Consider the following 25,242-nt stretch of genomic DNA (forward strand, 5'->3'; position numbering starts at 1 on the left):
GCTGTTCCACTGGTTGTGGACAACGCCGGTCGGCCCGGAATGCTTCCCGGCCCCGAACGGGCACGATGACGCCGTCCGGATACGGCGACGCCGGCCCGGAGGACTCCTCCGGCCCGGCGTCGGTGTCGCCTGCGGTGGCGGCTCGCCACCAAGCTGCTGACTGATCAGCGCTTCGCGTGGAACTCGTCCACGATCTCCTGCGGGATACGACCCCGGTCCGAGATGTCCTTGCCGGCCTTCTTGGCCCACTCCCGGATCGCCTTGTTCTGTTCCCGATCGGCGGTCGCGCCACCCCGACCGCGGGCAGCCCGCCCACCGATCACGACACCGCCGCGGCCGACCTTGGTGCCGGCACCCACGTACGACGCAAATGCATCGCGCAATTTCGCGGCGTTGGCGCTCGACAGGTCGATCTCGTACTGAACGCCGTCGAGGGCGAACTTGACGGTCTCGTCCGCGTCCCCGCCGTCCAGGTCATCGACCAGCTTGTGAATGATCTGCTTGGCCACGTCCCACATTCCTTTCGAGCAGGGTGCTCCTGCTAACGAGAGCACAATAACCCCCGCGCTGCTCGTCGCGTCAATAGGCTCCGGTTACGGCTCGGCGTACGAGCGGACGGGACTACTCCTGGCGGACCAACGGGAAGAGGATCGTTTCCCGAATTCCGAGGCCGGTCAGGGCCATCAAGAGGCGGTCGATTCCCATTCCCATACCGCCGGCCGGCGGCATTCCGTACTCCATCGCCCGAAGAAAGTCCTCGTCGAGACGCATCGCCTCGTCGTCGCCGCGAGCCGCGAGCTGCGCCTGGGCCACCAGCCGCTCCCGCTGCACGATCGGGTCGACCAGCTCGGAGTACCCGGTGCCCAGCTCGAAACCGAGCACGTAGAGGTCCCACTTCTCGGCCAGACCCGGCTCGCTGCGGTGGCCTCGGGTGAGCGGGCTGGTCTCCTCCGGGTAGTCCCGCACGAAGGTGGGTGCCTCAAGGCTGGGAACGACCAGTTCCTCGAACAGTTCCTCGGCCAGCTTGCCCGGCCCCCACTTCGGGTCGACCGCCAATCCCACCTTGTCCGCGTACTCCACCAGACGGGTCCGGTCGGTGCGGACCGTGACCTCCTCGCCGAGCGCTTCGGAAAGCACGCCGAAGAGTGTCACCGACCGCCACTCACCACCCAGGTCGAACTCCCGCCCGTCGGCGTGGGTCACCACCGTCGAACCGCTCACCGCGATGGCCGCCTGTTGCACGAGATTACGGGTCAGCTCGCCGATCGTGTCGTAGTCCCCGTACGCCTGGTACGTCTCCAGCATCGCGAACTCCGGCGAGTGCGAAGAGTCGACACCCTCATTACGGAAGTTGCGGTTGATCTCGAAGACGCGGTCGACGCCGCCGACCACAGCGCGCTTGAGAAACAGTTCGGGAGCGATTCGCAGATACAGATCGGTGTTCAACGCATTGCTGTGGGTCACGAACGGTCGGGCCGTCGCGCCGCCATGCAGCAGTTGCAACATCGGCGTTTCCACCTCGATGAAGCCCTGCCCGTGCAGTGAATCGCGCAGACTGCGCACCGCGGCTGCCCGGGTGCGTACCATCTCCCGTGCCTGCGGCCGGACAATCAGGTCGACATAACGCTGCCGGACGCGTGCCTCCTCGGAGAGGGGCTTGTGGGCAACCGGCAACGGTCGCAACGCCTTGGCGGTCATTTCCCATTGCTGGGCCAACACCGACAGCTCACCCCGACGGCTGGTGATCACCTCGCCGGTGACGCCGACGTGGTCGCCGAGGTCGACGAGGCGCTTCCACGCCTCCAGCCGCTCCGGCCCGACCCGGTCCAGTGAGAGCATCGCCTGCAACTCGGTGCCGTCGCCGTCCCGGAGGGTGGCGAAGCAGAGCTTGCCCGTGTTGCGTACGAAGATCACCCGGCCGGTGACAGCGACCTGGTCGCCAGTCGCGGTGTCGGTGGGCAGGTCGGCGTAGGCCGCCCGGATCTTCGCCAGGGTCGTCGTGCGGGGGAAGCCGACCGGGTACGGCTCGACGCCCTCGGCGAGCATCCGGTCCCGCTTCTCCCGGCGGACCTTCATCTGCTCGGGAAGGTCGTCGGCGGGGTCCACTGGCACGGGGTTCTGCTCGGTCACGGCACGCTTCCTCGTCACGGAGATACAGGGGGTCAGGGCCGAGCGTACTCAAGCGTGCCTGAGGCCGTTACGGGATAACCTGCCCGTCATGGTCGATCACACTCACGCCCTGTCGTTCGGTGTCGCTGCGAGTGATTACGACCGGTTTCGGCCACGCTATCCCGAGGCTGCGGTCAGCTGGGCACTCGACGGGCTGAGCGAAGCCCGGGTGGTCGATCTCGCGGCGGGCACCGGCATCCTGACCCGCGCTGTGCTGGCAATGGGTCACGAGGTCGTACCGGTCGAGCCCGATCCGGGGATGCGGGCGCAGCTCGCCGCCAGCACCCCGGGCACGACGGCGCTGGCGGGCAGCGCCGAGGCCATGCCGCTGCCCGACGCGACGGCGGACGCGGTGCTGGTGGGGACGGCGTACCACTGGTTCGACCGGGGGCCCGCGCACGCCGAGATCGCCCGGGTGCTCCGCCCCGGCGGCACCTTCGCCCCCATCTGGAACATCCGGGACGGCAGCGTCGACTGGGTGGCCGAGCTGGGTCGCATCGCCCACTTCGGGGACAAGTCGACCAGCCGGGTCTTCGGCGAGCGCCCCGACTTCGGCCCCGCGTTCGACGCCGTCGAGAAGCGCGAGTTCACGCACCGCACCACGCTCACCCCGGACGAGCTGCTCGGCATGGTCCGCACCCGCTCGTACTGGCTCACCGCCTCCGCCGACGATCAGCGGCGGGTCGAGCGGGAGCTGACCGACCTCCTGAACACGCACCCCGCCCTGGCTGGGCGGGACACCATCGAACTGCCGTACCGGACGCTGGTGCTGCGCGCCCGGCGGCGCTGACGCCCGCACGGAGGCCGGCCCGACGGCGGCCGGGGTCAGGTGTTGCGGTCGTAGACCATCCGCAGACCGATCAGGGTGATCATCGGCTCGTGGTGAGTGATGCTGCGACACTCGTTGATCACCAGAGAGGCGAGGCCGCCGGTGGCGATCACCGCCCGCACCTCGCCCAACTCCTCGGTCATCCGCTCGACGATCCGGTCCACCTGCCCGGCGAAGCCGAAGTACAGGCCGGCCTGGAGGCACTCCACGGTGTTCTTGCCGATCACCGAGCGGGGCTTGGTGGCCTCGACCTTGCGCAGTTGCGCGGCCCGGGCGGCCAGCGCGTCGAAGGAGATCTCGATGCCCGGGGCGAACGCGCCGCCGAGGAACTCACCACGCTCGCTGATCACGTCGAAGTTGGTGGTGGTGCCGAAGTCCACAACGATCGACGGACCGCCGTAGAGGGTGTACGCCGCCAGGGTGTTCACCACCCGGTCGGAGCCCACCTCCTTGGGGTTGTCGATCGCCAACTGCACGCCGGTCCGCACGCCCGGCTCGACGACGACGCTCGGCACCTCCGCGTAGTAACGGCTGAGCATGGTGCGCAACGACCGCAGCGCCGCCGGCACGGTCGAGCAGGCGGCCACACCGGTGATCTCGACGTTGTCCCCGGCGAGCAGACCCCGGAACATCAGGCCCAGCTCATCCGCCGTCGAGCGGGCATCGGTCTTGATCCGCCAGGAGTGCACCAGCTTGTCGCCGTCGAAGGTCGCCAGCACGGTGTTGGTGTTTCCGATGTCGATGCAGAGCAGCACGAACGCAGCCTAGACAACTACTCGCTGCGCAGGTCCAGCGCGATGTCCAGGATCGGCGACGAGTGCGTCAGCGCGCCCACCGAGAGGAAGTCCACGCCGGTGGCCGCGTACCGGCCGGCCACCTCCAGGGTCAGCCCGCCGGTCGCCTCCAACTCGGCCCGGTCACCCACCGCGGCCACCGCCCCGGCCAGCACCTCCGGCGTCATGTTGTCGCAGAGCAGGAAGTCCGCGCCGGCCTCCACCGCCTCCACCGCCTCGTCGACTGTGGTCACCTCGACCTGCACCGGCACCTCCGGGAAAGCCTCCCGGACCCGCCGGAATGCAGCGGTGATGCCCCCGGCCGCCAGCTTGTGGTTGTCCTTGATCATGGCCACGTCGTAGAGGCCCATCCGTTTGTTGGTGCCGCCGCCGGCCCGCACCGCGTACTTCTCCAGCGCCCGCAGGCCCGGCGTCGTCTTGCGGGTGTCCAGCACCATCGCCTTCGAGCCGGCCAGCGCGTCCGCCCAGGCGCGGGTGTGGGTGGCCACCCCGGACATCCGGCAGAGCAGGTTGAGCGCCGTCCGCTCGGCCGTCAGCAGCAGCCGGGTCGGGCCGCTCACCGTCGCCAGCACGTCGCCGCGGGCCACCCGCTCGCCGTCGCGGGCCAGCACCGACACCTCGACGGTACGACCGAAGCCATTCACCTCGCCCACCAGCTCGAACACGGCAGCGGCCACCGCCATCCCGGCCAACACCCCGTCCGCGCGAGCCACCAGGTCGGCGGTGTCGGTCTGATCCGCCGGAATGGTGGCCACGCTTGTGACGTCCAGGAAATCCGGGCCCAGATCCTCCACCAGCGCGCCCTCGATCACCTGCCGTACGTGCGCCGGATCCAACCCGGCCGCCCGCAACGCCGTCTCCGTCGACTCGATCACGAGTTTCCCTCCCACTGTTGCGTCACCCGGCCCTGCGCCCCGACCGCACCGACCAGATGGCCCAGCCACCGTTCGTCGGCCGTCGGGAAGTCCTCCCGCCAGTGGCAGCCCCGGGTCTCACCACGGGCGTACGCGGCGGCGACCAGCGTCGACGCCACGGTGAGCAGGTTCGTCGCCTCCCAGTCGGCGGTACGCGGCCGGCCCCGGGCCACGCCCAGGTCGGTCAACGTGCCGGCCGTCCCGGCCAACGTCGCCGCGGATCGGAGCACCCCCGCCCCCCGGGTCATCGCCCGTTGCAGGGTCGGCGTCACCTCCGCGGGCAGCACCCAACCCGTCCCGCCACGCCACGCGCCGGTCTCCGCCGGCTGGGCCTGCTCGGGCAGGCCGGCCGCGATGTCCTCGGCGATCCGCCGGGAGAAGACCAGACCCTCCAGCAACGAGTTGCTGGCCAGCCGGTTCGCGCCGTGCACACCCGTGCAGGCCACCTCGCCGCAGGCGTACAGGCCCGGGATGGAGGTACGGCCGCGCAGGTCGGTCCGAACCCCGCCGGAGGCGTAGTGGGCGGCCGGCGCCACCGGGATCAGATCGGTCGCCGGGTCCACGCCGATCGCCAGGCAGGACGCCACGATGGTGGGGAACCGACCGGCCAGGAAATCGCCGCCCAGGTGCCGTGCGTCGAGGAAGACGTGGTCCGCGCCGGTGGCCAGCAGCACCCGGTGGATGCCCTTGGCCACCACGTCCCGGGGTGCCAGCTCGGCCAACTCGTGCTGGCCCACCATGAACCTCTTGCCGTCCGCGTCCACCAGGTACGCGCCCTCGCCGCGCAACGCCTCCGAGACCAGCGGCTGCTGCGCGTGCCCCGCCCCGGGCACCCCCGCGCCGGACGGGGTGATCAGGGCAGTCGGGTGGAACTGGACGAACTCCACGTCGGTCACGGCCGCGCCGGCCCGCAGCGCCAGCGCCACCCCGTCCCCGGTGGAGACCGCCGGGTTGGTGGTGGCCGAGAAGATCTGCCCCATGCCACCGGTGGCGAGCACGACGGCACGGGCCAACAGCGCGCCGACGCCGTCCTCGCTGCCCTCACCCAACACGTGCAGGGTGATCCCGCAGGCCGGGCCGAGCCCGTCCGGACCGTCGCCCGGCGCGCGCAGGAGATCCAGCACGAGGGCGTGCTCGAACAGCCGGATCCACGGGTCGCGCTGCACCGCGGCGTGCAGGGCCCGCTGCACCTCCGCGCCGGTGGCGTCGCCGCCGGCGTGCACGATCCGGTCCGCCCGGTGCCCGCCCTCGCGGGTCAGCATCAGCGAGCCGTCCGGGTGCCGATCGAACTCGGCGCCGATCCGGATCAACTCACGCAGGCGGGTCGGGCCCTCCTCGACCAGCACCCGGACCGCCGCCGGGTCGCACAGCCCGACCCCGGCGACCTCGGTGTCCCGGGCATGCGCCGCCGGGGTGTCGGCCGGGTCGAGCACGGCGGCGATGCCACCCTGCGCCCACCGGGTCGAGCCGTCGTCAATGTTGACCTTGGTGACCACCGTGACGTGCAGGCCGGCCTCCCGCAGGTGCAGCGCCGCGGTCAACCCGGCGACGCCGGAACCCACCACGATCACGTCGGTGGTCTCCACCCACCCGGGCGCGGGCGCGGCCAGCAGCGCGGGCAGGGCAGGCAGGTCGACGGTCGGAAGGTCCATCCCCCCAGTCAACCCGAACCATCCTCGCCCGGGGCGGCGGGGGCGGGACGAGTGTTTTGGGCGACCCCGTCCGTCCCGCGCCGCGCCGCGCCGACCGTCAGGCCGTGGTCACTTCGTCCGGACCGGCAGACCAGCCGGGCCCGCGCCCTTCAGCGAGGCGGTCACCGTACGGTCGCTGAGCCACAGATAGCAGCGGACGCCCCGATCACCGACCTTCCAACGCCCCACCCCCGGCGGACGGACCACCACACCGCTGCGGAAGCGCAACGTGGCGTCGTCAGGTACGCCCGCGTACCGGGCCAGGACACTACGACAACCCGTGTAGAGCGGCAGCCAGTCGGCGTCCCGGGTCGGGTACGCCAGGTCCGGTGCGCGCCACACCCCGACGAACTCGGCGTCGTGCTGTTTACCGCACTCCACCGGGGTCAGCGTCTGCACACCCCGGCCGGCCCCACCGCGGGTCTGCTGACAACCGAGGCGCAGCCCGGTGGGCCCCTTCAACGCGTCCCGCAGACTGCCCGACCGGACCACCACTGTCGCCGCCGCCTCGACGGTGGTCAGCTCGGTGAGGTCGCAGCGGAACCACCGGGAACCCGCCGCCCACCCCGGCCCGTTGGGCAGCGCCACTGACAGCCGCAGCCGGCCGGACCGCCATTCGTCACCCACGTAGCGGGTCGCCCGGGTGTCACACTCGGCGAACGCACCCCGCAGCTCGGCCGAACCACCCGCCGGAGCGGCCGCCCGCTCGGCCGGGAAAGCCCCGACGTGCACCGTCTCCAAACGGTGCGGCCCGGCGCAGTCCACCGGCTCATAACTGGCCAGGCTGACCAGATCGGTGAAGTCGGCGGTGTGACACACACCGGCGGCCGGAGTGAACGCCGACGGCACCGGCAACGCCGCCCAGTCGTCGGTCAGATCACCGTCCAGGCCGCCGGACCCGGCGCAGCCCACCAGCAGCACTGCCGTCACGGCAGCGGCGAACAGGGTCGTCATGGCACGGCTCATCGCGGCCTCCCCCAGCCACCGACCGGCTTCCGCCAGCGTGCCCAGGGTAACCGGAAATGACCTTCCGGTAACAGACCGGAATCACGGTACGGGGGATCAGACTCCGGACACGGCCAACGGGCTGGGCACCGGGGCACCGGCCGTGCCAGGCGCCGCCGCAGCCGGATCGGTACCCAACTCGATCACCCGGTTGTCGGCGTCGACGTGCACGACCCGTGGCCGGTACATCCGGGCCTCGGCGTCGTCCATCTGCCCGTACGAGATCAGGATCACCAGGTCGCCGGGGTGCACCAGGTGCGCGGCGGCGCCGTTGATGCCGATCACGCCGCTGCCCCGCTCACCCGGGATCACGTACGTCTCCAGCCGGGCGCCGTTGGTGATGTCCACGATCGCCACCTGCTCGCCGGGGAGCAGGTCGGCGGCGTCGAGCAGATCCTCGTCCACGGTCACCGAACCGACGTAGTGCAGGTCGGCCTGGGTCACCGTGGCTCGGTGGATCTTCGACTTGAGCATGGTCCGCAACATCGGAGTGGCCTTTCGCGGGTATTCGGTGGCGGGTGGTACGGCCGGGTCAGGGGCGCGGGGCGAGATGGATCGCCGCGTTGTCGATCAACCGGGTGGCGCCGACCCAGGCGGCGATCACCAGCCGAGCCGGCCCAGCCACCGGCCCCGGTTCCAACTCGGGATCGGTGAGCACCAGGTAGTCGAGGCGGGCACCGGGCGTACCGGCGCCGAACGCGGCGTGCGCGGCGGTCAGCACCGCAGCCGCGTCCAGGCCGTCGTCGGCGGCCTGCGCGCCGGCCCGAAGCGCGGCGGACAGACTCAGCGCGGCGGCCCGCTCCGGCTCACTCAGGTAACGGTTGCGGCTGGAAAGGGCCAACCCATCCGGCTCCCGAACGGTCGGTACGCCGACCACCTCGACCGGCACGTCCAGGTCGCGGGCCATCCGCCGGACCAGGGTGAGCTGCTGGTAGTCCTTCTCGCCGAAGAACGCCAGGTCCGGCCGGGTGAGCTGGAGCAGCTTCAGCACCACCGTGAGCACCCCGTGAAAGAAGCCGGGGCGGCTCGCCCCCTCCAGCTCGCCGCCGAGCTGGCCCGGATCGAGGCGTACGCGGGGCTGACCGTCCGGGTACATGTCCGCCACCGACGGGGCGAAGACCAGATCCGCGCCCGCCCGCCGGCACACCTCCAGATCGGCCTCAAGGGTGCGCGGGTAACGGTCGAAGTCCTCGTTCGGCCCGAACTGCAACGGGTTCACGAAGACCGTAACCAGCACGTGGTCGGCCTGTTCCCGGGCCGCGCGCAGCAACGTCTCGTGGCCGGAGTGCAGCGCACCCATGGTCATCACCACCCCGACAGTGCCCTTCAGCCCGGCCCGGGCGTCGGCCAACTCGGCGCGCGTGTGCACCACCTGGGTCACAGCGACACGTCCGTTCGCGACTGCGGGGCTCGCAGGATCGGCTCACTCCTCGCGCTCACGCGGCCACCTCCCGACCGCTGTCGGCCAGCACGCCGAGCAGCGACTGCGCGTCCACCGGCCGCAACCGGCCGGCGGCGATAGCCCGGTCGGCGGTACGACGGGCCAACGCCAGGTACGCGGGGACGGATTCCGGTGCGGTGGCCGCCAACCGGGCCAGGTGCCGCTGCACGGTGCCCGCGTCGCCACGGGAGACCGGACCGGTCAACGCGTCGTCACCGAGCCGCAGCGCGTTCTCCAGGGCGGCCCGCAGCAGCGGGGCCAGCACCTTCTCCGGCCGGGACACCCCGGCGTCCCGCAACCGGTCGGCCGCCTCGTTGACAAGGGTCACCAGGTGGTTCGCGCCGTGCGCCAGCGCGGCGTGGTAGAGCGGCCGGTCCGACTCGGCCACCCACTCGGGCACGCCACCGAGGTCGGTGACCAGTCGGGCAGCCAGTGGGCGCAGCTCCGCCGGGGCGGTCACCCCGTACGAGATGCCGTCCAGCCGGGTCAGGTCGTCCGGCGTACCGGTGAAGGTCATCGCGGGGTGCAGGGCGAGTGGCCGGGCGCCGGCCGCGACGGCCGGCCCGAGCACGGCCAGGCCGTGAGCCCCCGAGGTGTGCGCGACGATCTGGCCCGGGTGCAGCGCGCCCCGCTCCGCGAGGTCGGTCACCACACCGGCCAGCCTGTCGTCCGGCACCGCGATCAGCAGCAGGTCGGCGGCGGCGTGGGCCACGGCGGCGACCGGGCGACGGGGCACCTCGGGCAACAGCAGGGCGAGGCGGGCGCGACTGGCTCCGGAACTGCCGGAGACGGCGACCACCCGGTGACCGGCGGCGGCGAGCGCGGCGCCCAGCACGGCGCCGACCCGACCGGCGCCAATGACACCGACGGTGAGCAGACGGGAAGTGGGGGGAGTGGCGGAGGCACCGAGAACGGCGGGCCCCTGCGGGGCGGCCGAACGCGGGCGCATCGGTGCGCTCATGTCGATGATCCAGTCCTCGAGAAGGGGTACCGGTCGATCGCAAGTATGCGCCCGGCCCACCGAACCCGGACAAGCATGTGTGAAAACCTTCACCACCCCCGCAAGTGCCCTTCGCCACCGTCCCCGACCGCCCCAGACCAGCGCGTTCCCCCTGCACCCATGATCAAGTGCTGAAAAGTAGGTAACCGGAGCTATTCTGACCTACTTTTCATCACCTGATCACCGTGCGCCGCGCCCGCTGCATTCGGAGTGAACTGATGTCGATCGCCTGGCGAGACGCGATGAGCCGAGCCCTCTACGGGCCGGGCGGCTTCTTCGTCGCCGGCACCGGCCCGGCCGGTCACTTCCGCACCAGCGTGCATGCCTCCCCGGCCTTCGCCACCGCGCTGCTGCGCCTGCTCACCCAGGTCGACGCGGCCCTCGGGCACCCGGCGCGGCTCGACGTGGTCGACATGGGGGCGGGTCGGGGCGAGCTGCTACGGGCGCTCGCCGGGCTTGCTCACGATCCCACCGGGCTCGCTCACAGTCCCACCGGGCTCGCTCACAGTCCCACCGGGCTCGCGGTGGGGGTTTCCGGGGAGCCCGCCCACTCCGGGCGGTCAGGCTTGATCCCTGCGTGGTCGGGCTCCCCGGAAACCCTGACCTCCATGGCCTCCGCCCGTCCGGCACCCGGCGGGCCGTCGTTGGCCGCCGTCCCTCCGTCGCTCGCCGAACGCGTCCGCTTCACAGCCGTCGAGTACGCGAACCGCCCCGAAAACCTGCCCGAAGAAATCAACTGGGTGTCTGAGATCCCCGCCGGGATCACGGGGGTGCTGCTCGCCACCGAGTGGCTGGACAACGTCCCCCTCGACGTGGCAGTGCATTCCGAAGATGGCTGGCGATACGTGCTGGTCGACCCGGAGAGTGGTGCCGAATCGATTGGTGAGCTGGTCAGCCCGGCTGATCTCGACTGGTTGACCACCTGGTGGCCCAGCTCCGCGACCTCGCCGAGTACGGACGGCGCCCCGAATCCGGGGGTGACCTGGACGGGCGCGACAAGCGACAGCGAGTTGGGTTTCGGGGCAGCCCGGCCGGCGCAGGGATCAAGCCTGACCGCCCGGAGCCGGCCGAGCTGCCCCGAAACCCCCCACAGCGACCACCGCGCAGAGATCGGCAGACCACGGGACGAAGCCTGGGCCAACGCGGTGCGACAGATCAGCCGAGGGCTGGCGGTTGCCGTTGACTACGGGCACCTACGCGACGAGAGGCCGGTCGACGGGACGTTGACCGGGTACCGGGGTGGGCGGCAGGTGCCTCCGGTGCCTGACGGGTCGAGTGACGTCACAGCGCACGTGGCCATGGACTCGGTCGCCTCCGCTGGTGCGGCGGTCGCCCGGTGCGCGTACTCCCTGGCCCTGCAGCGGGAGGCGCTGCGGGCGCTCGGGGCCGACGGCGGGCGACCACCGCTCAGCCTGGCCGGCACCGACCCGGTCGGCTACGTGCGGGCGCTGGCCGCCGCGTCGACGGTGGCCGAGCTGACCGACCCGGCCGGGCTCGGTGGGCACTGGTGGTTGCGCCAGCCGGTCGGCATCCCGCTCGGGTCGGCCGTGGCACGATGACGGGCATGACCACCGACGCCGGGGACCTCCGTGAACTGACCGTCGGCACCGGGGCCGGGCTGATCCCCGGCACCGGTGATCAGCAACTCGGCACCGACATGGTGCTGAACATCGGTCCGCAGCACCCCTCCACCCACGGTGTGCTGCGGTTGAAGCTGGTGCTCGACGGCGAGCGGGTGGTCGCCTGTGAACCGATCGTCGGTTACATGCACCGGGGCGCGGAGAAGCTCTTCGAGGTGCGTGACTACCGGCAGATCATCGTGCTGGCCAACCGGCACGACTGGCTCTCGGCGTTCTCCAACGAGCTGGGCGTGGTGCTCGCTGTGGAACGCCTGATGGGCATGGAGGTGCCGGAGCGGGCCACCTGGCTGCGGATGGCCCTGGCGGAGCTGAACCGGGTGCTGAACCACCTGATGTTCCTCGGCTCGTACCCGTTGGAGATCGGGGCGATCACGCCGATCTTCTACGCCTTCCGGGAACGCGAGACCATCCAGGCGGTGATGGAGGAGGTCTCCGGTGGCCGGATCCACTACATGTTCAACCGGGTGGGTGGCCTCAAGGAAGAGGTCCCGTACGGGTGGACCGGGCGGGCCCGCGCGGCGATCGGCGAGGTACGCCGCCGGTTGCCCGACCTGGACCACCTGATCCGGCGTAACGAGATCTTCCTGGCCCGCACCGTCGGCGTGGGCGTGCTGTCCGCCGCGGACGCCGCCGCGTTCGGCGCGTCCGGGCCGGTGGCCCGCGCGTCCGGGCTGGACCTGGACCTGCGCCGCGACGACCCCTACCTGGCCTACGACGAGCTGGACGTGCCGGTGGTCACCAAGACCGCCGGGGACTGCCACGCCCGCTTCGAGGTACTGCTCGACCAGGTGTACGCGTCACTGGACCTCGCCGAGCAGTGCCTCGACCGGGTGGACCGGTTGACCGGGCCGATCAACACCCGGCTGCCGAAGGTGCTCAAGGCGCCGGAGGGGCACACGTACGCCTGGACGGAGAACCCGCTCGGCATCAACGGCTACTACCTGGTGTCGCGGGGTGAGAAGACGCCGTGGCGGTTGAAGCTGCGCACCGCCTCGTACGCGAACGTGCAGGCGTTGGCCACCCTGCTCCCCGGCTGCCTGGTCCCCGACCTGATCGCGATCCTCGGCTCGATGTTCTTCGTGGTCGGCGACATCGACAAGTGACCGGAGCCGCCTGACCGGTCACCGCCAGCGGTCGGTTGGTGGCGCGCCCCCGGCACGCGGCACGTCGTCCTGCGGTGGGTAGCCGTAACGCTCGTCGACCCGCCGCCGGCCGGTCCGTTCGGGCGCGGGTTCCGCCTGGTGGCCGCGTTGGCGCGGTGGGCGCCACTCGTCCGGCATCGGCACACCGCCCACCGGCAGCGCGGGCCTTTCCGGCTCGGCCCGCCGACCACCGTCGTGGCGGCGCGGTTCCTCATACCGGCCGGCGTCCTCGTAGCGGCCAGCGTCCTCGTGACGGCGCGGCTCCTCGTGACTGCGCGGCTCCTCGTGACGGACGGCGGCCCAGCGGTCGGCCACCCGGTATTCGGTGCCGGTGGCGTCGGCGTGCACCTCGGCCCGACGTTCGCCGACGCGCAGCTCCCGACCGTTCTCGTCGTCGCGGACGGCAGCCCACCGGTCACCGGCCCGCAGCTGAGACCAGTACTCGCCGGTGTCGTCGGCCCGCAACGGCGGCCCGGCCTGCGGCGCCGGGGCGCCCGCCCGGTCGCGCTGCTCCGACCAGCCCCGATCGTCCGGGCTGTCCCAGGATTCCGCCGCCGGCCTCTCCGGGCTGCGGTGTGACCGGGCGGGCGGGGCTGGCTCGTCGGAATGGGCGTACGCGTCGCGCCGATCCGTCCACTCCGGTTCGTCGCGGCGGCCCGGCCAGCCCGCCTCGTCGCCGTACCCGGCTCGGGGGTGCTGCTCCGGCTCGCTCCTCGCCCGGCCGGCAGGGCGTGAGGGCTGATCGGCGTCGCGGCCCCGGGTCCACTCCTGAGCGGGTGGGGTCCACTGACCGGCGTACCCGCCGCCGTAGCGCCCGGCCGGCTCGGCCGGGCCGCCGTCCACCACAGTGTGTCGGGTGGTGACGTGCACGGTCTCGGTGTGCCGGACCACTCCACCCGGCCGGTGTGCCGCCTCGGGGCGGTCGTGCTCCCGGGGGCGAGCTGAGCCGTACGCGGTGGCGGCCGGTCGTTCCCCGCCGTACATGCCGGCGGCGGGCTGCTCGGGGGCCTCCCGGGCGTACGCCGGCTCGTCGTCGTCCGGGTGCCCGGGGCGCCCCCACCGGGGCGCGTCGTCGGGGCCGGAAACCCGGGCGCGGCCGGCCGGCGCGTCGGCCCGGTTACGGGCCACCGGCGTGTCGTCCACCGGCGGCTCGACGGCAGCCACCCGGGCCCGTGCGACGCCTGCGGGCTCGACGGCGGGGGCGGCACCGGCGGGGGCGGCACCACTGGCGTCGAGACGGCGGCGCACCGCAGCGATCCCCTCATGGGCCCGTTGCGCCTGGTCGAGTGCCTGGTTACCGCGCTGGGCGGCGGCCACGATCTCGCCGCGCAACTCCCGACGCAGCTCCTCGATCTCGTCCAGCAACTCGTCGGTCCGCGCCGAGGCGCCCTCGTTGTCGGGCCGCAAGGCGATGGAGAGGCCGATCAGCACCACCGCGAGGATGGCGAGCACCGCAGCGAAACGCAACGGGCCATTGCCGTCGGCCACCAGCAGGATCAGCGCCGCCACCGGCGCGAGAGCGACGCCCGCCCAGAAGAGCATGGTCAGCAGCGTTGGTTGACGCCGGGCGTCAGAGGTGGCCGGGGCTGGCATGGATGTGCAGCCTACCCACGATATCCAGCGGAGGGAACGGGGTCCCCGGACGCGCGGACGCCCCCGCCCGGTCGGGGCGGGGGCGTCCTCAGCACGTGCGAAAAGGGCTCAGCTGGTGGCGAAGGCGCCATCCGACGAGAAGATCAGACCCACGCTGATCGAACCGTCGCGGAGCCCGCTCTTGGTCAGCGGCCCGCCCTGGTCCAGGGAGGAGAACTTGCCGACCGACAGCCCGTAGGTCTTCTCCAGGCCCGGCTTGCAGAACGGACGCTGCTCGCACTCCGGCGGGCCACCCAGCACTGTCGCGCTGCCGGAGCACTTCGCCGCCAACTCGGAGAGGGTCCGCACGCCGTACTTGTCGGCGAAGGCCTGGGTCACCGCGAAGGCGTTCTGGTCCTGTGCGGCGGCCGGGGTGCCGAAGGTGAGGCCGGCCTTGTCGCCCTCGGTCTTCAGCGCGGTCACCGTCGTGTTGATGTCCGGCGAGGAGATCGGCTGGGCGTTCTGGCCGTTGGCCTTGGTGTTGAGGAACTCGGCCATCGTCGCCGCGTACTCCGGGACGACCTGGATCTCGCCCTTCTCCAGAGCCGGCGCGTAGAGCTCCCGGTTGCCGATCTGCTGCACCTTGACCTGGTAGCCGGCGGCGTTGAGCGCGATCCGGTACAGCTCACCCAGGATCTGACTCTCGGCGAAGTTGCCGGCGCCCACAGTGATGTCGCCACCCGGGCCCTTGGCGATGCCCGCGGTGAGGTTGTTCGCGCTGGCGAACTCCTCGGCCGCCACCTTGGGGGTCTTGCGGTCCTCGTTGACGGCCTTGTTGAGCTGGATCAGCTTCGGGGTGTCGAGTGCTGCGGAGACCTTGTCCAGTGCGGCGATCAGCTGCGGGTTGGCCGCCTTGCTGTTGACCGCCGGGATGACGTTGTCGGAGTTCTGGAGCTTCTTGTCGTCCTGCAGAGCGATGAGCTGCTGGCCGGCGACCGGGGCGCACCCGGCGCCGGAGGCGCTCGTCTGGGGTGCGTCGGTGCCGGACGAGCCGGCGTCACCGCAGCCGGTGAGCAGTGCTGCCCCGGCGACGGCGCTGACCGCCCCGATCGCCAGGCGTGTACGTGCGCGCATGAGCCCGCCTTCCGTGTCCCGGCGCGGCCCGTCCCGGGCCGGCCGCGTGTCCGACGGGCGATCCTGACTGTCGGCCGCCCGCGAATGTCCACCCAACATGCTCCGGAACCGACCGACAACTTGGGATGGACTTCGTCACCCCATCGTCACCGATTTGACGGCTGCGGGTCGCCAGCTCGACGCGGGCTCACCCGGACGGGTCAGGCGCTCCCGGTCGCGTCGGCGGCCCGGGGCCGCCCTAGGCGCTGCCGCCCACGCCGCAGCGGCTTGGGGGTGACAAGCCGTTCGACGCCGCCGAGGACCACCTCGGCCAGCAGCGCGAGCCCGGCCACCAGCACACCACCGGCGACGATCTGCCCGCCGCCGGCCGCGATTCCGATGCCGAAGCCGGTCCGGATGATCTGGCCCAGGCCGCCGCCGTTGACGAAGGAGGCCAGCGCGGCGGTCGCGATCACCTGGACCGCCGCGGTGCGGAAGCCGGCCGCCAGATAGGGCACCGCGAGCGGCAACTCCACCCGGCGCAACAGCTGCGTGCTGGACAGGCCCATCCCCCGGGCCGCGTCGCGGGCCTCCGGGTCCACCTGCCGCACCCCGGTGTACGCGTTGGCCAGCAGCGGGGGCACGGCGAAGACGGCGAGCGCCACCACGACCGGTGTCTTCCCGAAGCCGCTGGCGAAGACCACCGGGAGGATGGTCAGCAGCGCCAGGGTGGGGATGGCCAGGGTGGCGTTGGAGATCAGCACCACGAGGCCGCCACCTCGCCCGAGGTGCCCCAACCAGAGCCCGAGCGGCCAGGCCACCAGGCAGCCGAGCGCCACGGCCAGGGCGGAGATCGTCAGGTGCTCGCCGAGCCGGTCCAGCATGCCGCCGGGGTTGGTCCAGTTCAGTGGGTCGTTGATCCAGGTGACGGCCTGCCCGATCGGGTTCTCCGCGACGGTCACCGTGCCCTCCGGGTGGACCAGGGGGTCACCAGTCGGGCGACCAGGATGAGCAACAGGTCGAGCACGACCGCGAGCGCAACACAGAGCAGTGCGGCCGTCATGATCTCGGCCTTGTAGAGGTTGTTCTGGAAGCCCGCGAAGATGAGCTGCCCGAGGCCGCCGTGCCCGACCAGCACCCCGACTGTGACCAACGCCACCGTCGAGACGGTCGCCAGCCGTACGCCGGTCACGATGCCCGGCAACGCCAGCGGGAGGTCGATCCGGAACAGCCTCCTCCAGCGGCCGTAACCCATGCCCTCGGCGGCCTCGCGAACCTCCGGGGGCACCTGGTTGAGACCGGCCACCACGTTGCGCACGATCAGCAGCAGCGCGTAGAGGACCAGCCCGACCAGCACCGTGGTCGCACCGGTGCCCAGGTAGGGGGCGATGAACGCGAAGAGCGCCAACGACGGGATGGTGTAGACCACCCCGCTGACAGCGAGGATCGGACCGGCGAGCGGACGGACCCAGTACGCCAACACGGACAACGGCAGGGCGATCAACACCGCGATCAACACCGCTCGCCCGGTGAGGGAGGCGTGTTCGCGCACCGCGGCGAGGATCGTGTCAGAGTTGTCCCGCACGTACTGCCAGGAGAACCAGGGGTTACCCGGGTCGGCCCGGTAGCTCAGGCGGAAGGACATACGTGGACGTTACCCCGGAGGCTGCCGACGTGACCCAATCCCCTCGCGCGGCGTCGATCTCCCTGGAGGGCATCCAGAAGCGCTACCCGAACGGCACCGAAGCGGTCCGGGACCTCAGCCTGGAGGTCCGGGCCGGCGAGCTGGTGGTGCTGATCGGCCCGTCCGGCTGCGGCAAGTCGACGGTGCTGCGGATGATCAATCGCCTGATCGAACCGACCGCCGGTCGCATCACGCTCGGCGACGAGGACGTCACGAACGTCGACCCGGTGCGACTGCGCCGTCGAATCGGATACGTGATCCAGAACGTCGGCCTCTTTCCACACCAGACCGTGCGGGCCAACGTGGCCACCGTGCCGGGCCTGCTCCGCTGGCCCAAGGGCCAGACCCGGGCCCGGGTCGACGAGCTGCTCGACCTCGTCGGGCTGGACCCGGCCGAGTTCGGCGGTCGCTACCCGCACGAGCTGTCGGGTGGCCAGCGGCAGCGGGTCGGAGTGGCCCGGGCGCTCGCCGCCGACCCGGTGGTGCTGTTGATGGATGAACCGTTCTCGGCCGTCGACCCGATCGTCCGGGCCCGCCTCCAGGAGGAGTTCCTGCGCCTCCAGGCCGAGGTGCGCAAGACGATCGTGCTGGTCACCCACGACCTCGACGAGGCCGTCCGACTCGGTGACCGGATCGCCGTCCTCTCCGAGGGCGGGCACCTGGAGCAGTACGACACCCCTGCCGCGCTGCTCGGCGCACCCGCCACCGCGTTCGTACGCGAGTTCGTCGGCGCCGACCGGGGCATCCGCCGGTTGGCGGTCACCCCGCTCGACCGGGAGACGCTGGAGCCGGTGCCCGAGGACGCCGCACCGGACCTGCCCACCGTCGCCGTGGACGGCTCGGCGTACGACGCGTTGGCGGTCCTGCTCACCTCGGGCCGGGACCGGCTCCTCGTGACCGACGCCGGCCGGCCGGTGGGCGCGCTCAGCCGGCAGCGCCTCCTCGACCTCGGCCGCCCGACCAGCTGACCCGCCCCGGCCGGGTCCGGACGACAGCCGTGCCCGACCTCGCCTCGGCCTGGTCAGGCGCGACCGCCGAGGCTGGCGATGCCGATGATCCACCCGGTGAGGAAGCCGTAACCGGCACCGGTGCTGGCGTCCTGCAGCGCGCCGAGCAGTGACGGTTCCGGGCCGAGCAGCGCCGCCAGCACCGCGGCCAACCCGCCAGCCAGCACGTACGCGGCCCAGCCGGAGAAGAACTGGCTGACCGGGCCGGGCACCCGGGCGACCTGGGCGGCGGGCAACAGGTAGAGCAGCGCCACGGCGAGGACCACCAGCAGCACGGCTCGCAGGTCGGCGGCGAACAACCCGCCGGCCTGCCCGTCCGCGTCGAGCCGCCAGGCCGGCCAGGCGAGCAGGCGCGCGTAGAAGGCCCCGGCCGAATCCGGGTCGGTCAGGGTGACGGCCCAACCGGTGTACGCCGGACTGCCGCAGATGCCGACCAGCAGCAACACGGCGAGCGCGCCGGTGCCGGCGGCCGTGCCGTAGCGGCTGACCGGGCCGGAACGGTGGACCAGCGACGCGATCCGCCCAGGCCCCGAACCGGTGGCTCGGGCGGACCTGGGCTGCCCCGAGCGGCTCAGTGCTTCATCAGGTAGTCGATGAAGGCGGCCCGCAGCAGCGGCGCCGACTCCTCGTAGCCGTGACCGGTAAGCTCCCGCCACAGCGCGTTGGCCTCGTCGATCGTCGGGCCGATCGAGTTCGGGGCGCCATCCAGCACCGTTGCCTCGTCCGCGTTCGGCAGGTGGCGCAGCACCGACCAGAAGAAGCCCACGTCCCGATGGTCCCGGGCCCGGGCGAACGCCCGCTCCCGCAACTCCTCGGTGGACAGCGCGTCAAGCTCCTCGAACGAGGTTCCGCCCGGGGTGGCGGCAGGTGAGTCGGTCATGTCGCCGAGCCTAACGGTCGAGATCAGCTCCGGCTCGGCGGACGCGACGCGGCTCACCGCTCGTCGGTGTCCCACCGTCGCGGGCCGTCCTCCCACCGCGGATCCCGCCACGGGTCGATCGGCTGCGGCGCGGCCTGGGTCGGCAGCGTGGGCGGCCAGTTGTCGACGGACTGCGGCTGCGGCGTGGTCCAGCCCGAGCTGATCGTGCCGTCGCTGACCGGCTCGGGCCGCTCGGGCCTGCCCGGTCGGGGCCGCCCGAGCGTCTCGACCAGCCGAGTCGCCAGCAACCCGACGCCGAGCGCGGCCCCACCGACCACCCAGTTGCTCAGCGTCCAGCCGCGCTCCGACGCGTACACCTGGAAGACGGTGACCAGGCCGACCGCCAACAGCGTGCCGAACACACCGCCCCGGCGGCCGTACGCGCTGGTGCCGGCGAGCAGGGCCACGCCGACGGCCAGCACCGTCCAGTCCAGCCCCGAGGTGGGCGCCACCGGCCCGGGGTCGTTGGCGGCGAGCAGCATGCCGGCCAGAGCGGCCAGCACGGTGGAGACGACAAGCGCGGCGGCGGTCACCACGGCGGCCACCGCGCCCCGCCGACGGGCCGGATCGGCGATCGGTCGGTATCGGCCGACGAGCCGACGGATCGCCCGGATCGCGCCGAACAGCCCACCCAGGACGGCCACCGCGGCGAACCCGGCGAACAGGTAACCGGCGCTACCGCTGGGGTCGTAGTCGCCCTGCACCAGCACGGGCGCCGATCGGCGTTCGATGTACACCACCACGGCGGCGGCGCCGGCCAGGCTGGCCGCCCAGCCGGGCACGTGCAGCACCACCACGGCCAGCGCCAGCGCCAGCCCGCCCACCGCGGCGACCGCCACGGCCGGGCCGAGCGAAGCCGGCAGACCCCGGTCACCCTGCTCGGCGTAGTGCAGGGCGGCGGCTACCGCGATCGGGCCGACGGCCAGGTTCGGCGCGGCAGTCCGCAGGCTCAACCCTGCGGCCAGTGCGAGCAACCCCAGCCCGACCGCGTCGATCAGGAGCGTGCGCAGGTTCTCGTCGCGCACAGCGGCCGGATCCTCCCGCCAGAGCAGCCAGCTCACGGCGGCCAGCCCGGCCAGCAGCAGCAGCTCCCACCCCAGGTGTACGCCGATCCGATCCCGGCCAGGCTCACCGTGGGTGGGATCGTCGAAGACGTTGTCCAGAACGGCGGCCGGCACCCCGGAAGAGGGTTCGGCCGACCGGTCCCGGCCCGCTTCTTCGTAACCCATGACGCCGCCTCCCCAGTGGCCGACCGCCCCCAGTCCGGCGCACGGACGGACCCTGGGCGGCCCTTGCTCCCCGATCGCAGGCACCGTACCCGCGACCGCAGCCGGGCGTAACCCCCTGCTCAGCGCTGGCCGGGGCGGCTCTCCCGCGGGTCCTGCTCGTGCTCGTCGTCCGGGCGTTCCGGCACCCGGCAGGAGCGCTCCAACCAGAGCGCGGCGCCGACCAGTGCCAGCGAGGCGAGCAGGCCTCCGCCGGCGGCCGGTCGATCGTCCAGGGCGGCCCGGGTGGTCTCCACGAAGAGCCAGCCGGTGAGCCCCGCGTAGAAGCCCGCGAAGATCGCGGCGGCCAGCGCCGACGCCTTGGCCAGCACCACGAAGCGGGCGACCAACAGCGGATTGACCGGCTCCCGACCCGGTTTGCGCTCGATCCGGCCCCGGGTGTTGATCGCGGCGTACGCCTCCAGCACGGCGAGCCCGGCCAGCGTCACCACCGGCAACCAGGGCAGCCGGGGAATCCCGCTGTAGTAGAGGGTGCTGATCAGCAGCCAGGCCACCGCCGCCGCAGCCAGGCCGGCCACGACCAGGGTCGAGATCCGGGTGGGACCCATCCGCGACCCGTCCGGGCCCGACCCGCGGGGTGGGGGCTTCGCCTGCGTCATGCCGGCCGGTTCCGCTCGGTCATGCCGTCGACTCTAACGCCAACTCCGGCCGGGGACGCAGTTCCAACGCCCCGTCCGCCGCAGGGCCGGTGGTCAGCAGGTCGGTCAGCCAGCCGTGGCCGGGCAGCCGTCCGTACGGCTGGATGTCGATCCACGGACGCAGCACGAAGGCGCGCAGGTGCGCCCGGGGGTGCGGCAGGGTCAACTCCGGGTCGTCGCTGAGCACCGGCTCGTCGTCGTCACCCCAGACCGCGATCACGTCCACGTCGAGGGTGCGCGGCCCGAACCGCCGCTGCGGGTCACGGACCCGGCCGGCCGCGCGCTCCGCGTCGCGGGCCCGTTCCAGCCAGTCGCGCGGGGTTGCGCTCTCGTCCTGCACGAGCACCACCGCGTTGAGGTACGCGGGCTGATCGGTGTCGCCCCACGGTGGAGTCTCGTACACCCCGGAGAGCACGAGCACCGCGTCGCCGAGGGTGGCGACGGCCGTGCGCAGGTGCTCCAGGCGGTCGCCCAGGTTGCTGCCGAGCGAGAGAACCGCCCGGGTCACCGGTTACGCGCCCGGGTCATGGTGACGGCCACGTCGGTGAAGGTGTGCGGCACCGGTGCCTCGGGCTTGTGCACTGTGATCGTCGCGGCGTCGACCCGAACGTCGGCCAGGCAGACCGCGAGGAGCCGGTCCGCCAGGGTCTCGATCAGGTTGACCGGCTCGCCGGTCACCACCGCGACCAGGCGTTCGGCCAGCTCGCCGTAGTGCACCGTGGCGGCAACGTCGTCACTGGCGGCGGCTGGGCCTAGGTCCAGCTCCAGGACGGCGTCGACCACGAAGTCCTGCCCCTGAACGCGTTCGAAGTCGTACACCCCGTGCCGGCCGCGCGCCCGCAGGCCGGTCAGCTGGATCCGGTCCGTCGTCATCGCCGTACCCCATGCTCGTGATCGTGTTGGGTCAACTTCCTGTCGTGCGACGGCACGGCCAGGCGAGGGCTGCCGGTCGCCGCCCAGACGGCGAGCGCGTCGGCGGTGGCCCGCACGTCGTGCACGCGTACGCCCCAGGCGCCCGCGGCGACCGCCAGGACACTGGTGGCCACGGTGGCCGCCTCCCGCTGGGCGGTCGGTCGCGGCGTGCCGTCCGCGGCGGCGAGCAACCCACCGAGGTACGACTTGCGGCTCGCCCCGAAGAGCAGCGGGTAGCCGAGATCCAGCAACTCCGGCAGGCGGGCGCTGAGCTCCCAGTTGTGCGCGGCCGTCTTGGCGAAGCCGAGCCCGGGGTCGACGATGAGCCGGTCGGCGGCCACCCCGGCGGCCAGCGCCGTGTCGATCCGTTGGGACAGCTCGGCCCGGACGTCGGCCACCACGTCCGTGTAGGTGGCCAGGTCGCGCATGGCACGGGAGTGCCCTCGCCAGTGCATCAGCACCCAGGGGCAGTGCGCGTCGCGGACCACCCGGGCCATGTCCGGGTCGGCCAGGCCACCGGAGACGTCGTTGACCACCGCCGCGCCGGCGGCCAGGGCGGCCTCCGCGACCCGCGCGCGGCTGGTGTCGACGCTGACCGCCACACCGGCGGCGGTCAGCTCGCGAATGACCGGCAACACCCGCTCGACCTCGGTCTCGGCGTCGATCCGCGCGGCACCCGGACGGGTCGACTCGCCACCGATGTCGACCAGGTGCGCTCCGGCGTCCCGTAGACGGACGCCGTGTCCGACGGCGGCGTCCAGGTCGGCGTACCGTCCGCCGTCGGAGAAGGAGTCCGGTGTGACGTTGAGGACGCCCATCACCACCGGGCCCGAAGCCCGCACCAGATCGGTCACGACTAGACGGTACCGGTCGCGGCGGCGGCGCCCAGCGACCCGGGTGGGCCCCACACCACTACCCCTGACGTGCCGATTAGAACAGGTGTACGATCGGTCATCCGGGCAGTATCGGGCAGCCCCTTCGCGGCTTGTCGCAATCCGGGGCGGCCCGTACGCTTTGGAATTGGCCAGCATCGAGATGGCGAAGCTTGGAGGGAGGGCCGAAGCGGGGAAAATCCGCCCAAACCTCGCCACCCTCCGTGGTGAGTAACGAACACAGGGTCAAGAACGCCATGCCCTGTGGAGCACTTTTCCCGCCAGGCTTGCCTATTGCACCGCCGCGGCATCGCCGGCCGCGCTATGGGGAGGTTCCAGTGATCGCCTACGAGCTCATGGAGACGGCGTCGTCCGGCGTCGCCCACGCGCTCTCCACCCTGGCGTCGACTCCACTCGCGGAGCCGGCACCGAAGGGGATCGACACCAACGGTGTCGTCACCTTCTTCGCCAGCAAGATCGCGCCGATCCTGCTCGCCGTCCTGGGCGTCATCTTCATCGGCCGTGCCAGCCGAGGCGAGATCTCCAAGGTGCTGACCAGCTCCGCGATCGCCATCGTCGGGCTCGCCTTCATCGCGGGCGCGGCAACACTCTTCTTCGTCGGCGATTACCTGATCGACCTGATCTTCGAATAGGCGCGTTCACCACATGCGGCTGCGCACCGACGACGACATCTACCGGGCCCGCCTGGTCTACCTCGGGCCGCCCGGTTACACCCTTCCGGTCCACCTGCCCTACGCCCAGTACGGGCTCTTCATGTTGCTGGTCCCCCTCTACATGTTCATCCACTGGCTGTTCACGTTGACGGTCGAGCTCTTCCCCGCCTGGGAGATCGCGCTCGCCATCGTGACCACGTCGTTCATCTTCCGGCACGTCGACCCCGATCGGCCGGCGCGGGTGGTCATCCGCACCGCGCTGACCGACTGGCGACGCACCCGGGAGCCGGCGGTCGAGCAGCGCGATCCGCGCCTGGTCGGCAGCCGGATCAGGATTCGGGAGGAACTGGCATGACCGGACGTATGTCGAACGGCCCGTCGCAGGACGCGGGCATGGGTCTGCCGACAGCCGCCGAGGCGATCGCATGAGCCGCTCCTCCACGCCGGGCTCCCCGGCCGGCCGCCCTGGCGCACCGGTCGGTCACCGTGCGCACTCGTTCGACTACATCGAGGACGAGGACGAGGTTGCCCTCGACCCCGCACTGGTGACGTCACCCGGCCACGGTGCCGTCGGCGTGTTCCAGGCACCCCGCCCGGTTCCCCGCCGGACGCCACCGGCCGAGCCCACCGCCGTGTCGGCCGGCGAGAACGCCGACATCGACTCCCCCTTCCTGGACCTCTTCGGCGGCGGAGGGCGACCCGGCGCGGCGCGAGCCGTCACGGCCGGCCCGAGCACCCGCGAGCAGCCGGCGATCCCGCATCAGCCGCCACCAACCGCCGGCCCGGCACCCGCTCGCGCGGTTCCCGAGCTCGAGCCACCGTGGACCCCCGCCGACAACGGTGGCCTGCCCGTCGACCCACGACACGGGGGCGGCCACCCGGCCAGCGAGTCCCGGGTGCCGCATCAGGCCGGGGATCGACGGCCGATGGGGCGTCCGTCTGATGAGCCCGGTCCGTCCGCCGGCGGTCCGTCCGCGACCGCCGGCCCCGCCCGCCGACCCGCCAGCACCGCGCCGAGTGGCCGCCCCCCAGCGGCGCCGGCGGCTCAGGCGCAGCCCCAGCCGACGGCCGCCAGCCGGTCCACGGCTCCGCCGGAGCAGCCGGGGATGATCACATCTGCGAATCGGCCAGCTCTCGAGCGCACGGCGCGTCGGGCCACCGACCCGGACCGACCCAGGAGCACCGGCACCGCGGCCCCCGGTAAGGAGGTCGCCGCACCCCGACAGCGCACGGCGAGCCGACCGGACCGACCGATCAAGCCGACCCGGGTTCGCGCTCCGAAGATCAAATTCGGGGATCGGGATCCGTCGGTCGAACTGGCCATCACCGAGATCGCCGGCCACCTCACCTTCACACCGAACACCGTCACCGCCTGGTACTGGCTGCCCGAGGTCCGCTGGGCGTTCCGGCCGGACGCCGAACGCGAGGCGCTGCTGTCGGCGATCTCCGAGCAGTACGCCGGCCTGGCCGGCTTCCGACTGCACCTGCGCCGCACCACCCGGCCGTTTCCCGCCGACGAGTGGGCTCGCACCATCGACACGCACACGGCGGCACCCCTGCCCGACGTTCCCGGCACCACCGGCTGGGCCGACCACCTGGTCGCCGCCCAACGCCACCTGATGGCGGTCAACCACGCCGAGGGCCAGACCTACCTCGGTGTCACCTTCGCCCGGCGTTCCCTCGGCGACTCGCTCACCGAGCGGCTGCTGCGCACCTTCGGGCGAGGCACCGCCGATGGCGAGCGCCGCAAGCTCGGCCGCACCGTCGAACAGTTCGACGAGGTGCTCGGGGCATTCGGCATGCGCGGCCGACGGGTCACCGCCCAGGAGCTGGAATGGCTGCTCTACCGCTCGGTGGCGCTGTGCATGTCGCCGCCGAGCACCCTCTCCCCCGTGACCGACGGGCGCTGGTACTCGTTCACAACTGTGGAACATCACTTG

The 25,242-nt window shown here is 72.2% G+C and carries 26 protein-coding genes and 1 pseudogene; 7 read left to right on the forward strand and 20 right to left on the reverse strand.

All coding sequences use genetic code 11. The annotated features are described in order from the left end of the window. Positions 1–164 precede the first annotated feature (164 nt). Positions 165–509 (reverse strand): Lsr2 family protein, encoded by a 345-nt coding sequence (locus ABZ749_RS04695; RefSeq protein ID WP_036392792.1) that lies wholly within the window; start codon positions 507–509, stop codon positions 165–167. Between the two features lie 112 nt (positions 510–621). Next, positions 622–2,130: a lysine--tRNA ligase gene (gene lysS / locus ABZ749_RS04700; protein ID WP_357222710.1), complete on the reverse strand. Its 1,509-nt coding sequence runs from the start codon at positions 2,128–2,130 to the stop codon at positions 622–624. A gap of 88 nt (positions 2,131–2,218) precedes the next feature. Between lysS and ABZ749_RS04705 the strand changes: the two genes are divergently transcribed. Further along, positions 2,219–2,959: a class I SAM-dependent methyltransferase gene (locus tag ABZ749_RS04705; protein WP_357222712.1), complete on the forward strand. Its 741-nt coding sequence runs from the start codon at positions 2,219–2,221 to the stop codon at positions 2,957–2,959. 35 nt (positions 2,960–2,994) lie between these two features. Here ABZ749_RS04705 and ABZ749_RS04710 read toward each other — a convergent pair whose 3' ends face one another. The 7 genes from ABZ749_RS04710 to ABZ749_RS04740 all read right to left on the reverse strand — a co-directional run bounded on the left by ABZ749_RS04710 (position 2,995) and on the right by ABZ749_RS04740 (position 9,792). After that, positions 2,995–3,753, reverse strand: coding sequence for a type III pantothenate kinase (locus tag ABZ749_RS04710; protein ID WP_355005943.1), 759 nt, complete (start codon positions 3,751–3,753; stop codon positions 2,995–2,997). A 17-nt stretch (positions 3,754–3,770) separates the two neighbouring features. Next, positions 3,771–4,667 (reverse strand): carboxylating nicotinate-nucleotide diphosphorylase, encoded by an 897-nt coding sequence (gene nadC / locus ABZ749_RS04715; protein WP_357222714.1) that lies wholly within the window; start codon positions 4,665–4,667, stop codon positions 3,771–3,773. Further along, the gene (locus ABZ749_RS04720; protein ID WP_357222716.1) at positions 4,664–6,358 is read right to left on the reverse strand and encodes an L-aspartate oxidase; all 1,695 of its coding nucleotides are present in this window, start codon (positions 6,356–6,358) and stop codon (positions 4,664–4,666) included. The genes nadC and ABZ749_RS04720 overlap by 4 nt, the downstream gene beginning before the upstream one ends. A gap of 108 nt (positions 6,359–6,466) precedes the next feature. Next, positions 6,467–7,363: a septum formation family protein gene (locus tag ABZ749_RS04725; protein ID WP_357222718.1), complete on the reverse strand. Its 897-nt coding sequence runs from the start codon at positions 7,361–7,363 to the stop codon at positions 6,467–6,469. Positions 7,364–7,459: 96 nt separating this feature from the next. After that, the gene (gene panD, locus ABZ749_RS04730) at positions 7,460–7,888 is read right to left on the reverse strand and encodes an aspartate 1-decarboxylase (protein WP_357222720.1); all 429 of its coding nucleotides are present in this window, start codon (positions 7,886–7,888) and stop codon (positions 7,460–7,462) included. Between the two features lie 46 nt (positions 7,889–7,934). Beyond that, on the reverse strand, positions 7,935–8,783 hold the full coding sequence (panC, locus tag ABZ749_RS04735; protein ID WP_357222722.1) for a pantoate--beta-alanine ligase: 849 nt from the start codon (positions 8,781–8,783) through the stop codon (positions 7,935–7,937). 55 nt (positions 8,784–8,838) lie between these two features. Then, entirely contained in the window at positions 8,839–9,792 is a 954-nt protein-coding gene (locus ABZ749_RS04740) for a Rossmann-like and DUF2520 domain-containing protein (protein ID WP_357222745.1), read from the reverse strand. Positions 9,793–10,451: 659 nt separating this feature from the next. On the opposite strand from ABZ749_RS04740, the gene ABZ749_RS04745 reads away from it, so the two are divergent. Both ABZ749_RS04745 and ABZ749_RS04750 read left to right on the forward strand, forming a co-directional pair. Then, on the forward strand, positions 10,452–11,402 hold the full coding sequence (locus ABZ749_RS04745) for an SAM-dependent methyltransferase (protein WP_357222748.1): 951 nt from the start codon (positions 10,452–10,454) through the stop codon (positions 11,400–11,402). Then, the gene (locus ABZ749_RS04750; protein WP_355005951.1) at positions 11,399–12,586 is read left to right on the forward strand and encodes an NADH-quinone oxidoreductase subunit D; all 1,188 of its coding nucleotides are present in this window, start codon (positions 11,399–11,401) and stop codon (positions 12,584–12,586) included. Before ABZ749_RS04745 ends, ABZ749_RS04750 begins: the two co-directional genes overlap by 4 nt. Before the next feature lie 18 nt (positions 12,587–12,604). Here the strand turns inward: ABZ749_RS04750 and ABZ749_RS04755 are convergent, their stop codons facing one another. From ABZ749_RS04755 to ABZ749_RS04770, 4 genes are all read right to left on the reverse strand, one after another. Continuing rightward, positions 12,605–14,218 carry a hypothetical protein gene (locus tag ABZ749_RS04755; protein ID WP_357222724.1) on the reverse strand — a complete coding sequence of 538 codons (1,614 nt, stop codon included), beginning with the start codon at positions 14,216–14,218 and terminating at the stop codon, positions 12,605–12,607. Between the two features lie 108 nt (positions 14,219–14,326). After that, positions 14,327–15,331 carry a glycine betaine ABC transporter substrate-binding protein gene (locus ABZ749_RS04760; protein WP_357222726.1) on the reverse strand — a complete coding sequence of 335 codons (1,005 nt, stop codon included), beginning with the start codon at positions 15,329–15,331 and terminating at the stop codon, positions 14,327–14,329. A gap of 200 nt (positions 15,332–15,531) precedes the next feature. Next, the gene (locus ABZ749_RS04765) at positions 15,532–16,272 is read right to left on the reverse strand and encodes an ABC transporter permease (RefSeq protein ID WP_355005954.1); all 741 of its coding nucleotides are present in this window, start codon (positions 16,270–16,272) and stop codon (positions 15,532–15,534) included. Further along, a complete protein-coding gene (locus tag ABZ749_RS04770) occupies positions 16,269–16,955 on the reverse strand; it encodes an ABC transporter permease (RefSeq protein ID WP_091403225.1) in 687 nt (228 codons plus the stop codon). Before ABZ749_RS04770 ends, ABZ749_RS04765 begins: the two co-directional genes overlap by 4 nt. A gap of 29 nt (positions 16,956–16,984) precedes the next feature. Here ABZ749_RS04770 and ABZ749_RS04775 point away from each other — a divergent pair, with 29 nt between their 5' ends. Next, on the forward strand, positions 16,985–17,962 hold the full coding sequence (locus ABZ749_RS04775) for an ATP-binding cassette domain-containing protein (RefSeq protein ID WP_357222728.1): 978 nt from the start codon (positions 16,985–16,987) through the stop codon (positions 17,960–17,962). A gap of 53 nt (positions 17,963–18,015) precedes the next feature. On the opposite strand, the gene ABZ749_RS04780 is transcribed toward ABZ749_RS04775, so the two are convergent. From ABZ749_RS04780 to folP, 7 genes are all read right to left on the reverse strand, one after another. Then, the gene (locus ABZ749_RS04780; RefSeq protein WP_357222751.1) at positions 18,016–18,519 is read right to left on the reverse strand and encodes a hypothetical protein; all 504 of its coding nucleotides are present in this window, start codon (positions 18,517–18,519) and stop codon (positions 18,016–18,018) included. Positions 18,520–18,572: 53 nt separating this feature from the next. Beyond that, on the reverse strand, positions 18,573–18,881 hold the full coding sequence (locus tag ABZ749_RS04785; RefSeq protein ID WP_357222730.1) for a hypothetical protein: 309 nt from the start codon (positions 18,879–18,881) through the stop codon (positions 18,573–18,575). A gap of 53 nt (positions 18,882–18,934) precedes the next feature. Continuing rightward, complete coding sequence (locus tag ABZ749_RS04790; RefSeq protein WP_357222732.1) at positions 18,935–20,149, reverse strand: ABC transporter permease; 1,215 nt, start codon at positions 20,147–20,149, stop codon at positions 18,935–18,937. A 119-nt stretch (positions 20,150–20,268) separates the two neighbouring features. Beyond that, entirely contained in the window at positions 20,269–20,805 is a 537-nt protein-coding gene (locus ABZ749_RS04795; RefSeq protein ID WP_355005958.1) for a DUF3180 domain-containing protein, read from the reverse strand. Positions 20,806–20,824: 19 nt separating this feature from the next. Then, positions 20,825–21,352 (reverse strand): 2-amino-4-hydroxy-6-hydroxymethyldihydropteridine diphosphokinase, encoded by a 528-nt coding sequence (folK, locus tag ABZ749_RS04800; RefSeq protein ID WP_357222735.1) that lies wholly within the window; start codon positions 21,350–21,352, stop codon positions 20,825–20,827. After that, positions 21,349–21,717 (reverse strand): dihydroneopterin aldolase, encoded by a 369-nt coding sequence (gene folB / locus ABZ749_RS04805; RefSeq protein WP_357222739.1) that lies wholly within the window; start codon positions 21,715–21,717, stop codon positions 21,349–21,351. The genes folK and folB overlap by 4 nt, the downstream gene beginning before the upstream one ends. Next, on the reverse strand, positions 21,714–22,610 hold the full coding sequence (gene folP / locus ABZ749_RS04810) for a dihydropteroate synthase (RefSeq protein ID WP_357222742.1): 897 nt from the start codon (positions 22,608–22,610) through the stop codon (positions 21,714–21,716). Before folP ends, folB begins: the two co-directional genes overlap by 4 nt. A 356-nt stretch (positions 22,611–22,966) precedes the next feature. Between folP and ABZ749_RS04815 the strand changes: the two genes are divergently transcribed. From ABZ749_RS04815 to ABZ749_RS04825, 3 genes and pseudogenes are all read left to right on the forward strand, one after another. After that, the gene (locus tag ABZ749_RS04815; protein ID WP_357202093.1) at positions 22,967–23,281 is read left to right on the forward strand and encodes a hypothetical protein; all 315 of its coding nucleotides are present in this window, start codon (positions 22,967–22,969) and stop codon (positions 23,279–23,281) included. A 13-nt stretch (positions 23,282–23,294) separates the two neighbouring features. Then, on the forward strand, positions 23,295–23,657 hold the full coding sequence (locus ABZ749_RS04820; protein WP_053654782.1) for a hypothetical protein: 363 nt from the start codon (positions 23,295–23,297) through the stop codon (positions 23,655–23,657). A gap of 70 nt (positions 23,658–23,727) precedes the next feature. Continuing rightward, a pseudogene (locus ABZ749_RS04825) lies at positions 23,728–25,242 on the forward strand (hypothetical protein); the annotation flags it as partial.

The sequence above is a fragment of the Micromonospora sp. NPDC047753 genome (assembly GCF_040642735.1).
Lineage (GTDB): Bacteria > Actinomycetota > Actinomycetes > Mycobacteriales > Micromonosporaceae > Micromonospora.